Source organism: Pseudomonas sp. HAR-UPW-AIA-41 (assembly GCF_002304225.1).
Classification (GTDB): Bacteria; Pseudomonadota; Gammaproteobacteria; order Pseudomonadales; family Pseudomonadaceae; genus Aquipseudomonas.
In genome coordinates, this window is the sequence record NZ_NSLB01000003.1 from 297,734 (window position 1) to 312,380 (window position 14,647).

General features: G+C 64.2%; 14 protein-coding genes. 7 read left to right on the forward strand and 7 right to left on the reverse strand.

From position 1 onward, the window contains the following. Positions 1–76 precede the first annotated feature (76 nt). The 4 genes from CK486_RS08735 to CK486_RS08750 all read right to left on the reverse strand — a co-directional run bounded on the left by CK486_RS08735 (position 77) and on the right by CK486_RS08750 (position 4,817). Positions 77–349 carry an oxidative damage protection protein gene (locus CK486_RS08735; RefSeq protein WP_095939901.1) on the reverse strand — a complete coding sequence of 91 codons (273 nt, stop codon included), beginning with the start codon at positions 347–349 and terminating at the stop codon, positions 77–79. Beyond that, the gene (gene mutY / locus CK486_RS08740) at positions 346–1,413 is read right to left on the reverse strand and encodes an A/G-specific adenine glycosylase (protein ID WP_095939902.1); all 1,068 of its coding nucleotides are present in this window, start codon (positions 1,411–1,413) and stop codon (positions 346–348) included. The genes CK486_RS08735 and mutY overlap by 4 nt, the downstream gene beginning before the upstream one ends. After that, complete coding sequence (locus tag CK486_RS08745) at positions 1,410–3,623, reverse strand: AsmA family protein (RefSeq protein WP_095939903.1); 2,214 nt, start codon at positions 3,621–3,623, stop codon at positions 1,410–1,412. The genes mutY and CK486_RS08745 overlap by 4 nt, the downstream gene beginning before the upstream one ends. A 72-nt stretch (positions 3,624–3,695) precedes the next feature. Beyond that, positions 3,696–4,817 (reverse strand): NAD(P)/FAD-dependent oxidoreductase, encoded by a 1,122-nt coding sequence (locus CK486_RS08750; RefSeq protein ID WP_095939904.1) that lies wholly within the window; start codon positions 4,815–4,817, stop codon positions 3,696–3,698. 95 nt (positions 4,818–4,912) lie between these two features. Between CK486_RS08750 and CK486_RS08755 the strand changes: the two genes are divergently transcribed. From CK486_RS08755 to CK486_RS08785, 7 genes are all read left to right on the forward strand, one after another. Next, positions 4,913–6,142 carry a sterol desaturase family protein gene (locus CK486_RS08755; RefSeq protein ID WP_095939905.1) on the forward strand — a complete coding sequence of 410 codons (1,230 nt, stop codon included), beginning with the start codon at positions 4,913–4,915 and terminating at the stop codon, positions 6,140–6,142. Between the two features lie 88 nt (positions 6,143–6,230). Beyond that, complete coding sequence (gene hisB / locus CK486_RS08760) at positions 6,231–6,824, forward strand: imidazoleglycerol-phosphate dehydratase HisB (protein WP_095939906.1); 594 nt, start codon at positions 6,231–6,233, stop codon at positions 6,822–6,824. Beyond that, complete coding sequence (gene hisH, locus CK486_RS08765) at positions 6,825–7,463, forward strand: imidazole glycerol phosphate synthase subunit HisH (RefSeq protein ID WP_095939907.1); 639 nt, start codon at positions 6,825–6,827, stop codon at positions 7,461–7,463. Then, positions 7,464–7,721: a DUF2164 domain-containing protein gene (locus CK486_RS08770; protein ID WP_095939908.1), complete on the forward strand. Its 258-nt coding sequence runs from the start codon at positions 7,464–7,466 to the stop codon at positions 7,719–7,721. A 38-nt stretch (positions 7,722–7,759) separates the two neighbouring features. Continuing rightward, positions 7,760–8,497 (forward strand): 1-(5-phosphoribosyl)-5-[(5-phosphoribosylamino)methylideneamino]imidazole-4-carboxamide isomerase, encoded by a 738-nt coding sequence (gene hisA, locus CK486_RS08775; RefSeq protein ID WP_095939909.1) that lies wholly within the window; start codon positions 7,760–7,762, stop codon positions 8,495–8,497. 11 nt (positions 8,498–8,508) lie between these two features. After that, positions 8,509–9,267, forward strand: a complete 759-nt coding sequence (gene hisF / locus CK486_RS08780) for an imidazole glycerol phosphate synthase subunit HisF (protein ID WP_095939910.1) — start codon at positions 8,509–8,511, stop codon at positions 9,265–9,267. A gap of 90 nt (positions 9,268–9,357) precedes the next feature. Next, the gene (locus CK486_RS08785) at positions 9,358–10,116 is read left to right on the forward strand and encodes an ABC transporter substrate-binding protein (protein ID WP_095939911.1); all 759 of its coding nucleotides are present in this window, start codon (positions 9,358–9,360) and stop codon (positions 10,114–10,116) included. Between the two features lie 66 nt (positions 10,117–10,182). Here the strand turns inward: CK486_RS08785 and CK486_RS08790 are convergent, their stop codons facing one another. The 3 genes from CK486_RS08790 to gpmI all read right to left on the reverse strand — a co-directional run bounded on the left by CK486_RS08790 (position 10,183) and on the right by gpmI (position 14,560). Then, positions 10,183–11,499 (reverse strand): S41 family peptidase, encoded by a 1,317-nt coding sequence (locus CK486_RS08790; RefSeq protein ID WP_095939912.1) that lies wholly within the window; start codon positions 11,497–11,499, stop codon positions 10,183–10,185. A 24-nt stretch (positions 11,500–11,523) separates the two neighbouring features. Next, positions 11,524–12,774 carry a murein hydrolase activator EnvC gene (locus CK486_RS08795; protein ID WP_095939913.1) on the reverse strand — a complete coding sequence of 417 codons (1,251 nt, stop codon included), beginning with the start codon at positions 12,772–12,774 and terminating at the stop codon, positions 11,524–11,526. Between the two features lie 250 nt (positions 12,775–13,024). After that, positions 13,025–14,560 carry a 2,3-bisphosphoglycerate-independent phosphoglycerate mutase gene (gene gpmI, locus CK486_RS08800; RefSeq protein WP_095939914.1) on the reverse strand — a complete coding sequence of 512 codons (1,536 nt, stop codon included), beginning with the start codon at positions 14,558–14,560 and terminating at the stop codon, positions 13,025–13,027. Between the last annotated feature and the right edge of the window lie 87 nt (positions 14,561–14,647).

Below are 14,647 nucleotides of genomic sequence, written 5' to 3' on the forward strand. Positions count from 1 at the left end.
AACGGGGCGCTATTAAACGGATTTCGCCGGGGGGTGTCAACCTGAATGTGAAAATTTTTTCAGGTGGGACGGGCGCTTACGCGCTCGGCGGGACATAACCCTCGGCCTGGGCGTATTCCTGGCCGGAGAAGAACTTGTCCATTTCCGCCTGGAGGAACTTGCGGTCCTCGGCGTTCATCATGTTTAGCCGGCGTTCGTTGATCAGCATGGTCTGGTGCTTCTGCCACTCGTCCCAGGCTTTTTTCGAGATGTTGTTGAAGATGTCCTCCCCTTTGGCGCCCGGGTAGGGCGGGCGGTCGAGGCCGGGGAGTTCTTCGTTGTACTTGCGGCAATTCACGGTGCGGGTCATGACAGCTCTCCAGCAGGCAATTCGTCAGCGGCGCGCTTGAGCAGTTTCTTCACCGGGGCGGCGAGGCCCAGGCGCGGCGGGCTGGCGAGGTTATACCAGAGCCACTCGCCTTCGGCCACGCCGGGGGCGGCCTGCTCGACCATGACCAACCAGGGCTCGATGGCCAGCTGGAAGTGGCTGAAGGTGTGGCTGAGTGGGGCAAGGGCGCGGCGCTCGCCCAGTTGCAGTTGCCGCTCGGCGGCCAGGGTGTCGATGGCCGCAGGTTCATCCAGCTCCGGCAGGCTCCACAGGCCGCCCCACAATCCGCTCGACGGGCGGCGATAGAGCAGGACTTCGCCCTGAGTGTTGACCAGCAGCGGCATCAGTGTGCGTTTCTGCGGCAGGGCTTTGCGCGGCTTGGCTTCGGGAAAGGCGGTTTCCCGGCCGAGCAGGTGTGCGCGACAGCCGGCGCGCACGGGGCACAGAAGGCAGCTGGGCTTGCTGCGGGTGCAGAGGGTGGCGCCCAGGTCCATCATCGCCTGGGTGTAGTGGTTGACGCGCTCCTGCGGGGTCAGCGTTTCGGCCAGTTGCCACAGCTGCGCGGCGACCTTGGGCTCGCCCGGGTAGCCGGGCTGCGCGGCATAGCGCGCCAGCACGCGTTTGACGTTGCCATCGAGGATCGGTGCGCGCAGGCCCATGGAAAGACTGGCAATGGCGCCGGCGGTGGAGCGACCGATGCCGGGCAGCTCGGCCAGTTGCTCGACCGAGCGTGGGAATTCGCCGCCGTGCTCGCTGACCACGATCTGCGCCGCTTTCTGCAGGTTGCGGGCGCGGGTGTAGTACCCCAGCCCCGTCCACAGGTGCAGCACTTCGTCTTCCGGCGCGGCGGCCAGGTCCTGCACGCTGGGCAGGGCCTGCATGAAGCGGTCGAAGTAGTTCAGTACGGTGCTGACCTGGGTCTGCTGTAGCATGATTTCCGAGACCCAGACGCGATACGGCGTAATGCCCTGCTGCCAGGGCAGATCCTTGCGGCCGTGCTGGTCGTACCAGGCCAGCACGGCGCTGTTGAACTGCTCAGGTGTCATCGGTTGAACAGGCCCTTGAGGGCGTCCTTCAGTTCCGGGCTGACCTTATCGCCGAGCTTTTCTTCGATCTTCTGGTTGAGGCGGTCGCCGGCCAGTTTGGCGGCGATCTTGCCCAGACCGTCCTTGTCCAGGCGGCAGGCCTTGGCGCCCAGCTCCAGCGGTCCGCGGCAGAGCAGTGGCCACTGGATGCCGACATAGCGCTCGTTGACCTGGCAGGCCGGGTCCGGCATCTCGCTCTTGTCACCTTCCAGCGTCACGCCTACGCGGTAATCCAGACCCAGTACGCGCAGGTCGAGGTCGCCCGCGCCGGCAACGCTGACGCCGGGGATGTTGGCCACCAGGTCCGGGTTGTGGGCGACGCCGTCGTTGAAGATCAGGCTGCCCTTGAGGTTGTGGAACGGTGTGTCCTGGCCGCCGTGGCTGCCGCTCAGGCTCTTCTGGTTGAGCGTGGCGATGCCGCGGCAGACCTGCTGTTCCAGATTCGCATCGAGCAGGGCGCCATCCAGCAGCTCGAAGTCGGCCTTGCCGTCGAGGCTGTCGATCAGCGCCTTCTCGCTGTTGCCCTGGGCGCTCAGCTGGGTGGTGAAGTCGAGCAGGCCGCGCACGGGTGGTTTCTCGCCAAGGGCGCTGAAGACCTTGTCCACCGGCAGGCGCTGCAGCTGCTTGCGGATCTGCCACTGGGGGATGGCCGGATTGAGGTCGATGCTCGCTTCGCTGTCGAACTGGCCCTGATACAGCTCTCCACGCAGCTCGCTGAGCTGGAGGATGCCGTGCTGCGCCTGCAGCTTGATCTGCACGGCCTCCAGCGGCAGCTGGCGCAGGGTCAGTTGCTTGGCGGCGATGTCGGCCTGCAGGTCGAGGGGCTTGAGGCTGTCGACAGGCAGCAGGCGCTTCTCGCTCCAGGCCTGCTGGTTAGGTGCCGCCGGCAGTTCGCTGGTGCCCGCTGTGCCGGCCTTGGCGAGGGCTTCCTTGACCTGCTGCTGGCGTGCGGCGCTGGCGCTGTCCGCCTGTTTGGCCGGCAGGTAGCGGTCGAGGTTGAGCTGGTCGAGCTTGAGGTTCAGGCGCAGTGCCTGACGGCTGAAATCGGCGATTTCCAGTTGGCCGCTGGCCTTGGTCTGGTCGAGGCCAAGTTGCAGCTCGTCCAGTTTCAGGTGCTTGGCCGAGCCGCTCAGTTTGCTGGTCAGCTCGAAGCGCTTGAGGGTTTCCCCGTCCTGCATGGGCGGCAGGCTGACGCCGACGCCGTCGAGGAATTCGCGCAGGTTGAAGGCGGCAACCGACAGGCCGCCTTCAACCTGCGGTTCCTGGTTGAGGCCGTGCACTTTCAGTTCGCCAATGGCGCGCAACTGATTGGCCGAGAGCTTCAGGCTGTTCCATTCGGCAACGCCGGCGGCCAGGTCGGCCAGCAGCTGGCCCTGAGCGGCAAAGGTCAGGGTCTTGCCTTTAAAGGGTTCGCCGGCGGCCTCGCCGTTGAGCTTGAGATCTTCCAGCTGATAACGCTTGAGGGCGCGGTCGAAGCGCAGCTTGGCCTGCAGTTCGGTCTTGGCGCGCACTACCGGCTGGTTGCTGCCCAGATAGGCGCTGAGTGTCACGGGGATGGGGCTGCCTTCACGGATGGCGCCGGTGGCCAGCTCGACGGCTTCGGCGGTGAACTGCCGGCCGCTGCGCGCATCCTGATAGTCGAAGCGGGCGTTGCTCAGGGTCAGGCTGTCGATGTCCATGCGCAGCGGACTGGCGCCGTTATTTTCCGCCGTGGCAGGAGCAGTGTCGGTGTTGTTGGCAGCCGGAGTCTGGCTGGCCGGCGCGGCGGCCGGGCGGCCGATCTGCTCCCAGTTGCCGTGGCCGTCCTTGTCGCGCTGCAGGGTCAGATTGAGGCCGTCGACACGGATGTCGCTCATCTGCACTTCCTTGCGCAGCAGCGGCAGCACGCGCACCGACAGACCGAGCAGGCGCAGGTCGGCGAAAGGCTTGTCCGGAGTGCTGGCGCTGGCCAGGGTGGTGTCGGTCAGTTCCAGGCCGAGCCAGGGGAACAGGCTCCAGCCGATATCACCGCGGATCGACAGCTCCAGATTGGCCTTGTCCCGCGCCAGCTGCTGGATCTCGTCCTTGTAGTCGTTGGGATCGAACAGGTGGGTCAGGGCAAAGCCCAGCGCCGCCAGGATCAGCAAGATTCCCAGGAGTAGCAGGCCGAGGATTTTGCCGAGTGATTTCATGGACCGTTCCTTAGGTGCTGTATGAAAGGTGCGAGTGCGCGGTGATTGTCGGGCGAGTATACCTGCGCGCCTTCAGAGCAGGCGGGCAATGCGCTCGGCGATGGCCAGGCTGGCGGTCAGCCCCGGTGACTCGATGCCGAACAGGTTGATCAGGCCGCTCAGGCCGTGCTCGTGTTGGCTTTGGATAACGAAGTCGGCGGCCGGTTCCCCGGGGCCTGAGAGTTTCGGCCGTACGCCGCTGTAGGCCGGCTGCAGGCGGTCGGGATCGAGGCCCGGGAAGTATCGCGAGATGGCGCGGGCGAACGTCGGGCGCAGCTGCTCGTCGACCTGGTAGTCGATCTGCTCCAGGTAATGCACATCCGGGCCGAAGCGCAGCTGGCCTGCGAGGTCCAGGGTGGCGTGGATGCCCAGTCCGGCGGTATTGGCCTCGGGCATCGGGTAGATCAGCTGCTGGAACGGGCTGCGCCCGCGATAGCTGAAGTAGCGGCCCTGACACAGTTGCAGGCGCGGGATCAGCGCAGTATTCAGGCCTTCGGTGTGCTCGGCCAGTGTCTGGGCGAAAAGGCCGGCGGCGTTGATCACCCAGTCCGCCGAGAGGCTGAAGGCCTCGCCCTGGCTATGGCCATGCGCCAGCCAGTGACCGTTCTGGCGCTGCAGTCGATCGACGCGGCTGTGCAGAATCAGCTCGGCGCCGCGTTGCTCGGCGACACCCAGCAGCGATTGCAGGTAGGCGTGACTGTCGAGGATGCCGGTGTCCGGCGAATGCAGGGCGGCGATGCCGCGCAGGGCAGGCTCGCGGCGGACCAGATGGGCGCTGTCAAGTGTGGGCAGTTCGGGCAGGCCGCACGCCTTGGCATTGGCCTGCAGGCTTTCCAGTTTGCCGAGTTCCTCCGGCGCAACGGCCACCAGCAGCTTGCCGATACGCCGGTGGCCGACCTGATGCTGCGCGCACCAGGCGTACAGGCGCTCGCGGCCTTCCCGGCAGAGTTCGGCCTTGAGCGAGCCGGGTGGGTAGTAGAGGCCGGCGTGGATGACTTCGGAGTTGCGGCTGGAGGTGTGGCTGCCGATCAGCCCTTCGCGCTCCAGGATCAGGACGCGCCTGCCCGTTTGCGCCAGACGTGCGGCGCAGGCCAGACCAAGGGCGCCGGCGCCTATGATGAGGATGTCGTAGTGCGGTTGGTCGCGATCAGCCATGGCGTATCCGGTGCGGTACTTTGGCAGGTACGGCCATCCCGGTGCCCGGGTGTGCCGGTTAGGCTAGCGAGCATAACAAGAATGCTGAGGTGTCCATGAACGTCGCCATCCTGGCGTTTCCCCTGTACGTGCTGCTGATGCTGCTGGAGCTGGCCTATGAGCGTGTCAGCGGACGGCACACCTGGCGTCTGGCGGACAGTGCCACCAGTATCAACACCGCCGTGCTGCGCGTGCTGCTGGAAGGGCCGCTGCGTCTGTTGCTGATCATTCCCTATGCCTGGCTGTACGAGCACGCGCGGCTGTGGACGCTCGACCCGACGCAGCCCTGGGTCTGGGTGCTCGGTTTTGTCGCGGTGGACCTGTGCTTCTACTGGGCGCACCGCAGCCTGCATCGCTACAACCTGCTGTGGGGTGCGCACCAGCCGCATCACTCCAGCGAGGACTTCAATCTGTCCACGGCGCTGCGCAAGGGCGCCTTTCAGACGGCCTTCGACTGGCCGTTCTACCTGCCGCTGGCGCTGCTGGGTCTGCCGCTGCCGCTGTTCCTGCTGCTGCTCGGCATTCAGCTGGCCTACCAGTTTTGGATTCATACCCAGCACATCGAACGCATGGGCTGGCTGGAAAAACTCATCGTCACGCCGAGTCATCACCGAGTGCACCACGGCCAGAACGACTGCTACATCGACAGGAATCACGGTGGCGTGTTCATCGTCTGGGACAAGCTGTTCGGTACCTTTGCCGAGGAAGTCGAGCCGGTGCGTTATGGCGTGACCACGCCGGTGCGTACCTTCGACGCCATCGCCCTGCAGTTTTCTTGGTGGCGTCTGCTCTGGGCCGATGCCGTGGCCACGCATAGTTGGTGGGACAAGCTGCGCCTGTGGTGGATGCCGACCGGCTGGCGCCCGGAGGATGTGCGCCAGCAACCATGGCCGAAGATGGGCGCGGACAAGTTTGCCGAGGCGACGCCGGCCGGCCTCAAGGCCTATGCTCTGGTCCAGTTCCTGTTGCTCAACGGCATGGCGCTGGCCTTTCTCGCCAGCGTCAGGCAGGCGGCGCTGTGGCAGGCGGTGTTGCTGGCGCTGGCTGTACTGGGCACCTGTGTCAGTCTGGGCGCGCTGTTCGAGGGGCGTGCGCGCCTCTGGTGGCTGGAGCGGCTGCGCCTGTTCGCGCTGCTGGTTCTGCTCGCGCTGTGGGGGCTGTGGCTGGCGCCCGCGCAGTGGCCGCTGGCGCTGGCTATGGCAGCTGTGCCGCTGGCCTGTCTGCTGTGGCTGTGGCGCCTGTCGGGCCGGCATGACGGCGCAGCTTCTGCGCTATTGCGCCGATAGCACGCCATCCGCCTGCTTGCGGTAGCCGTCAACTGGCCGCAACGCCTATAATGCCGGCCTTTTCCGCAAGCATTTTCGGGAGCTGGTGATGGCCGAACGTACGGCATCCGTCGAGCGCAACACCCTGGAGACCCAGGTCAAGGTCTCGATCAATCTGGATGGCACTGGCAAGGCCAGGTTCGATATTGGCGTGCCCTTCCTCGAGCACATGCTCGACCAGATCGCCCGCCACGGCCTGATCGACCTGGACATCCAGTGCAAGGGTGACCTGCACATCGACGACCACCACACAGTGGAAGACGTCGGCATCACCCTCGGCCAGGCTTTCGCCAAGGCCGTCGGCGACAAGAAGGGCATGACCCGTTACGGCCACTCCTACGTGCCGCTGGACGAAGCCCTGTCGCGCGTGGTGATCGACTTCTCCGGCCGCCCCGGTCTGCAGATGCACGTGCCCTTCACCCGTGCGGTGGTCGGCGGCTTCGACGTGGACCTGTTCCAGGAGTTCTTCCAGGGCTTCGTCAACCACGCCCTGGTGACCCTGCACATCGACAACCTGCGCGGGCACAACACCCACCACCAGATCGAGACGGTGTTCAAGGCCTTCGGCCGCGCCCTGCGCATGGCCTGCGAGCTGGATCCGCGCATGGCCGGGCAGATGCCGTCGACCAAGGGTTGCCTGTAAATGCAGACGGTTGCAGTAATCGACTATGGCATGGGCAACCTGCACTCGGTGGCCAAGGCTCTCGAGCATGTGGGTGCCGGCAAGGTACTGGTGACCAGTGACGCCGCGGTGATCCGCGAGGCTGACCGCGTGGTGTTCCCCGGTGTCGGTGCGATCCGCGACTGCATGGCCGAGATCAGGCGCCTGGGCTTCGACAGCCTGGTACGTGAGGTCAGTCAGGACCGCCCCTTCCTCGGTATCTGCGTCGGCATGCAGGCGCTGCTGGAGCACAGCGAGGAGAACGATGGTGTCGACTGCATCAGCCTGTTCCCCGGCAAGGTGCGCTTCTTCGGCAAGGATCTGGTCGAGGACGGCGAGCACCTGAAGGTGCCGCACATGGGGTGGAACGAAGTCGAGCAGGTGATCGATCACCCGCTCTGGCACGACATTCCGAACCGCGCCCGTTTCTACTTCGTGCACAGCTACTACATCGAGGCCGGCAACCCGGCCCAGGTGGTTGGTCGTGGCCACTACGGCAAGGACTTCGCCGCGGCGCTGGCCGAAGGCTCGAAGTTCGCCGTGCAGTTCCACCCGGAAAAGAGCCATACCCATGGCCTGCAGCTGCTGCAGAATTTCATCGGCTGGAATGGCCGTGCGTAAATGACCCGGGGCAAGAGAGTGCCGCCGCTGGAGCTCGAAGGGGCCCAGCAGCAGGCCGCGCTGCAGGCACTGGGGCGCTTTCTGGACGATCGCTTCGAGCTCGAGCTGGGCTCATTCGAAGTGCAGGAAGTGCTCGATCTGATCAGTCGCGAGATTGCCCCGCATTACTACAACAAGGCGATTTCCGATGTGCAGGCGGTGCTGTCCGACCGCTTTGCCAGTATCGAAAGCGACTTGTGGGCGCTCGAGAAGAGCTGACCTTTCACCGATTCTAAAGACTTGAGCAGGTTCAACCGATGCTGATTATCCCCGCTATCGATCTCAAGGACGGCGCCTGCGTGCGTCTGCGCCAGGGCCGCATGGAAGACTCCACGGTGTTCTCCGATGACCCGGTGAGCATGGCCGCCAAGTGGGTCGAGGGCGGCTGCCGCCGTCTGCACCTGGTCGACCTGAACGGCGCCTTTGAAGGTCAGCCGGTCAATGGCGAGGTGGTCACTGCGATCGCCAAGCGCTACCCGAACCTGCCGATCCAGATCGGCGGCGGCATCCGTACCCTGGAAACCATCGAGCACTACGTCAAAGCCGGCGTCAGCTACGTGATCATCGGCACCAAGGCTGTTAAAGAGCCCGAGTTCGTGGCCGAGGCCTGCAAGGCCTTTCCGGGCAAGGTGATCGTCGGCCTGGATGCCAAAGACGGCTTCGTTGCCACCGACGGCTGGGCCGAGGTGTCGAGCGTGCAGGCCACTGATCTGGCCAAGCGTTTCGAGGCTGACGGTGTGTCGGCCATCGTTTACACCGATATCGCCAAAGACGGCATGATGCAGGGCTGTAACGTCGAGGCCACCGCGGCTCTGGCGGCGGCCAGCAAGATTCCGGTGATCGCCTCCGGCGGTATCCACAACCTCGGCGATGTCGAGAAGCTGCTGCTGGCCCGTTCGCCCGGCATCATCGGCGCCATCACCGGCCGTGCCATCTATGAAGGCACGCTGGATGTCGCCGAGGCGCAAGCCTTCTGCGATTCCTTCAAAGGCTGAGGACTGCTGAGATGGCGCTGGCTAAACGTATTATTCCCTGCCTCGACGTGGACAATGGCCGCGTGGTCAAGGGCGTGCAGTTCGAGAACATCCGCGATGCCGGAGATCCCGTCGAAATTGCCCGTCGCTACGACGAGCAGGGTGCCGACGAGATTACCTTCCTCGATATCACCGCCAGCGTCGACGGCCGCGACACCACCCTGCACACGGTGGAACGTATGGCCAGTCAGGTGTTCATCCCGCTCACCGTAGGTGGCGGCGTGCGCACCGTGCAGGACATCCGCAACCTGCTCAATGCCGGTGCCGACAAGGTGTCCATCAACACGGCTGCTGTCTTTACCCCCGAGTTTGTCGGCGAGGCCGCTGCGCGTTTCGGTTCGCAGTGCATCGTCGTCGCCATCGACGCCAAGAAAGTCGCTCCGGGACGCTGGGAAATCTTCACTCATGGCGGGCGCAAGCCGACCGGGCTGGATGCGGTGCTCTGGGCGAAGAAGATGGAGGACCTCGGCGCAGGTGAGATCCTCCTGACCAGCATGGACCAGGACGGCGTGAAGAGTGGCTACGACCTCGGTGTAACCCGCGCCATCAGTGAGGCAGTCGGTATTCCGGTGATCGCCTCGGGCGGCGTCGGCAATCTGGAGCACCTGGCTGCCGGCATCCTCGATGGCAAGGCCGATGCGGTGCTGGCGGCGAGCATTTTCCACTTTGGTGAATACACCGTGCCCGAGGCCAAGGCGTATCTGGCATCGCGCGGCATTGTGGTGCGCTAACGCGACGTCTGCGACCTGGTCGAAAGCGACAGTGAGCCTAGTCTGCTAGGCTCACGACCGTTTTATCGTTTCTGGATAAAGGACAACGCCATGCGCAAATCCCTGTGGTTATCCTGCTTTATCGCCTGTCTGGCTCTGGCCGGAGTGGCGCGCGCCGAGTTGCCGGCGGGTTATCAAGTGGTCTTGCTGACCGAGAACTTCCCGCCCTACAACTTTGCAGAGAGTGGCAAGAATTTCGCCCGTGACGAAGGTATTCGGGGTATCGCGGCTGATGTGGTGCGCGAGATGTTCAAGCGCGCCGGTGTGCCGTATCACCTGACCCTGCGCTTTCCCTGGGACCGTATCTACAAGCTGGCGCTGGAAAAGCCCAATCACGGTGTGTTCGTTACGGCGCGACTGCCCGAGCGCGAGGAGCTGTTCAAGTGGGTGGGGCCGATCGGTCCGGATGACTGGGTGCTGCTGGCCAAGGCTGACACGAGCATCAGCCTGACGACGCTGGAGGAGGCCAAGGCCTACCGTGTCGGCGCGTACAAGGGCGACGCCATCGAGGCATTCCTGCAGCAGAAAGGCCTCACGGCGGACAGCGTACTGAACGACATTGAGAACGCCAATCGTCTGAACAAAGGGCAGATCGATCTGTGGGCGACTGGTGACCCAGCCGGTCGCTATCTGGCCAAACAGGCCGGGGTAAGTGATCTGAAGACAGTTTTGCGTTTCAATCAGGCTGAATTGTTTTTGGCACTTAACAAGGAAACTCCAGACGAAGTGGTGCAGAAGCTGCAGGCCACGCTGGATCAGATGCGTCAGGAAGGCTTTGTCGATAAGGCGATCAACAGCTACCTCCAGTAATGCAGGGCAATAAAAAACCGGGCCATGGCCCGGTTTTTTATTGCCTGCCGATTGCCTGCCGATTGCCTAGCGCTGACGGGCCACGTTGAGACCCTTGAGCAGGTTGAGAGCCTGGCTCAGTTGGTAGTCATCGTCCTGCAGTCGCGGCTTGTCTTCGTTCTTCTTGCTGCTGGGCTTGTCCGCGCCGCCATTGCCGTTGCCCAGGTGGCCGGCCAGGTCGGCTTCCTTGAAGGTTTCGGCGTCCTGCTCGCGGGTCAGCTTGGCGCGGCGCACTTCGACGTCGGGGATGATGCCCTGAGCCTGGATCGAGCGGCCCTTGGGCGTGAAGTACAGGGCGGTGGTGAGCTTCAGAGCGCGGTCATTGTTCAGTGGCAGTACGGTCTGTACCGAGCCTTTGCCGAAGCTGTCGGTGCCCATGAGAATGCCGCGCTTGTGATCCTGCAGAGCGCCGGCAACGATTTCCGAGGCCGAGGCGCTGCCACCGTTGATCAGCACCACCAGCGGCACGCCTTCGCTGGCATCGGCCTTGTCGGCCGAGAAGCGCAGCTCCGAGTTGGCAATGCGGCCCTTGGTGTAGACGATCAGGCCTTTGGTCAGGAAATGGTCGGAGACTTCCACCGCGGCCTGCAGCACGCCGCCGGGGTTGTTGCGCAGGTCCAGCACCAGACCGCCGAGTTTCTTGCCGCCGTTTTCCTTCTTCAGACTGGCCAGCGCCTTGCCGACTTCCTCGCCGGTGTTGACCTGGAACTGGCTGATGCGGATGTAGCCGTAGTCGCCTTCCAGCAGCTGACTCTTGACGCTCTTGGTCTTGATGATGGCGCGCTTGAGTTCGACGTCGAACGGCTGGCCGCCTTCACGGATCAGCGTGAGGATGATCACCGTGCCCGGCTTGCCGCGCATCTTCTCCACGGCTTCCATCATCGACAGTCCCTTGGTCGGCTGGCCATCGATCTTGATGATGAAGTCACCAGCCTGAATGCCGGCTGCAGCGGCAGGGGAATCATCGATCGGCGAGATTACCTTGAGGAAGCCGTCCTCCTGACCGATCTCCACACCGAGGCCGCCGAACTCGCCGCTGGTGCTTTCCTGCAGCTCGGCGAAGGCTTCCGGCTCCAGGTAGGCGGAGTGCGGGTCGAGGTTGCTGAGCATGCCCTTGATGGCGTTTTCCAGCAGGGTCTTGTCGTCGATCGGCTCAACATAGGCGGCTTTGACCCGGTCCATGACCTCGGCAAAGGTGCGCAGCTCCTCCAGCGGCAGCGGTGCCTTGCCGGTTTCGGTGTCCTCGATGGCCGGTGCCGACTGCTCGGCCGCCAGTAATGGCGCGCTACCCAGCAGCAGGGCGAGGGACAGGGCCAGGGGCGTGAGGCGGGGCAGGTGCGGCATGACTAACTCCTGAAAATGAGGCGCTTATCCTTGCGCCCGGCACCAGCGTGCCGGATCACTGGCGCGACCCTGCTGGCGAATGGCGAAGTACAAGGCGGGATGATTGTGCCCGCCGCTGGTGCCGACTGTGGCAATGGGGTCGCCGGCCTTGACGATATCGCCGGCATCTTTCAGCAAACTCTGGTTGTGTCCGTACAGGGTCAGGTAGCCGCCGCCGTGATCAACGATCACCAGCAGCCCGGCGCCACGCAGCCAGTCGGCGAACACCACGCGTCCACCGTGTACGGCGCGCACCTGGCTGCCGGCACTGGCGCCGATCAGAACGCCATCCCATTTGGCCCGTGGATCATCGCCACGGGCCGAGCCGTAGCGCGCCAGGAGCCGGCCATTGACCGGCCACGGCAGGCGGCCCTGGGCTTTGGCGAACGGGCCGTCGACGCTCTGCCCGGTGCTGACTGCCGGACCCAGGGGGACCGGCTTGCCGGTCTTGGCGCTTTCCTGAAGCTGCTGGGCGAGCATGGCTTTCTCGCGGGCGGCCTGTTCGGCGGCTTCGCGCGCTTGCCGTGCCAGGGTTTCCTCGATGGTCTTGAGCACGTTGTTGAGGTGGGTCTGGGCCTGCTGACGCTCCTTGAGGCGGGCATCGCGACTGGCCAGATCCTTGTTCAGCTTGCTCAGAGCCTGTTGGCGCTCCTGGCGCACGGCGGCGAGCTGATCACGTCGGCCCTGCAGGGCGCTGCTCTGCTCGGCGAGCATCTGTTGTTGCTGGTTGATGTCCTGCTCGACGTTGCCCAGCTGGCGCAGGGTTTCGTTGAAGGTGGCGAGCTGATCCAGACGGGCCTGATTCAGGTAGTTGTAGTAGGTGAGGGTGCGGCTGAACTTTTCCGGGTGCTGCTGGTTGAGCAGCAGTTTGACGTATTCCTGCTGGCCGCTCTGGTAGGCGGCGCGGGCCTGGATGCCGATCAGGCGTTGCTGCTCAAGGCGTGCGTCCTGGAGTTTTTTTTTCTCCTGGTTGAGTCGCTCCAGTTCCTGCTGGCTCTTCTGCTGTTCTTCCTGCAGGCCCTTGACCTGCTTTTCCAGCTGGCCCATCTCGCTTTCGGTTTTCTTCAGCGCCTTCTGCACATCGGATTTCTCCGCCTGCAGCTCGCCCAGCAGTTTCTTCAGCTCGGTGATGTCCTTCTGCGCCTGCTCCAGTTGTTGCTGGGTGGCAGCGCGTTCGTCGGCCACGACCGGGCTGAGCAGAAGGCTGAAAAGCAGGGCTACGAGGGCGCGGGACATGAGCGGGGCGATACCAGGCAAACAAGTGGCCTTAGTATGCCCGCCGCGCGGGGTAAAAAAAACGCCCCAATCCTTACTGGAGGGGCGTATTTACTGGGATTGCCGCTATGCCAGCGGTTGAAAAACTATCTGCGTTGCCATCGCTGCGTTAAAAACAGGCTCAAAATGCTCATTTACCACTCGTAAACTGCGCTTTCTCGCCTGTTTTTGCCTTGCGCTGGCGGCCTCGCCAACGTTTTTCAATCGCCGACTAGCCGAGGCGGATGATCGACTTGCCGGTCATTTCCGGCGGGATCGGCAGGCCCATCAGGGTCAGCAGGGTCGGTGCCACGTCGGCCAGCACGCCGCCTTCGCGGATGGTTGCCGGGCGCTTGCCCACATAAATGAAGGGCACCGGCTCGCAGGTGTGCGCGGTATGCGCCTGGCCGGTGCACTCGTCTTCCATCTGCTCGACGTTGCCGTGGTCGGCGGTGATCAGGGCTTCGCCGCCGACCTTGTCCAGTGCCTCGACGATGCGGCCAACGCAGGTGTCGAGGGTTTCCACAGCCTTGACCGCCGCTTCGAACACACCGGTGTGGCCGACCATGTCGCCGTTGGCGTAGTTGACGATAATCACGTCATAGTGGCGGTTTTCGATGGCCTCGACGATGCGGTCGGTGACTTCCGGCGCGCTCATTTCCGGCTTCATGTCGTAGGTGGCGACGTTCGGCGACGGAATCAGGATGCGTTCTTCGCCCTCGAACGGCTCTTCGCGGCCGCCGGAGAAAAAGAAGGTGACGTGGGCGTACTTCTCGGTTTCGGCGATGCGCAGCTGGGTTTTGCCGTTCTTCGCCAGGTATTCGCCGAGCACGTTGGTCAGCGCTTCCGGCTTGTAGGCGCTGGGCGCCGGGATGCTGGCGGCGTACTGGGTGAGCATGACGAAACCGGCCAGTTGCGGCACGCGCTGACGCTGGAACTCGCTGAAGTCGGGCTCGACGAAGGCGCGGGTCAGCTCGCGGGCACGGTCGGCGCGGAAATTCATGAAGACGATGGCATCGCCATCTTCGACTTTCACTGGCTCGCCGATGGTGGTGGCTTTGACGAACTCGTCGCTCTCACCGCGCTCGTAGGCGGCGTTGAGCCCTTCTACGGCGCTGGCGGCATTGGATTCGCCCTTGCCGTCGACGATCAGGTTATAGGCCTGCTCGACGCGGTCCCAGCGGTTGTCGCGGTCCATGGCGAAGTAGCGGCCGGTGAGGCTGGCGATGCGACCCTTGCCCAGCTTGGCGAAGGTGGCGTCGAGCAGCTCGATGGACGGCTGGGCCGATTTCGGCGGGGTGTCGCGGCCGTCGAGGAAGGCATGCAGGTAGATCTTCTCGGCGCCACGCTTGGCGGCCAGTTCGGCCATGGCGACCAGGTGATCCTGGTGGCTGTGCACGCCGCCGTCGGAGAGCAGGCCGAGAATGTGTACGGCCTTGCCGGCGCCCACGGCCTGGTCGACCGCGCGGGTAATTTCGGCATTCTCGAAGAACTCGCCGTCGCGGATCGCCTTGGTGACCCGGGTGAAGTCCTGGTACACCACGCGGCCGGCGCCGAGGTTCATGTGGCCGACCTCGGAGTTGCCCATCTGGCCGTCCGGCAGGCCGACGTCCATGCCCGAGCCCGAGATCAGGCCGTGCGGCTGAGTGGCGCGCAGTCGGTCGTAGACCGGCGTCTTGGCCGCGTAGATAGCGTTGTACTCGGGGCTGTCGCTATGGCCGAAACCGTCGAGGATGATCAGGACCAGCGGAGAGGGCGTGGCGCTCATAGGGGCGGACTCGCAAGGCGGATGGGCGGAAAAAGGCCGGGCATTTTATAGCCAAGTGCTCCGAGCGTCACCGCCGGGCGGGGTTTG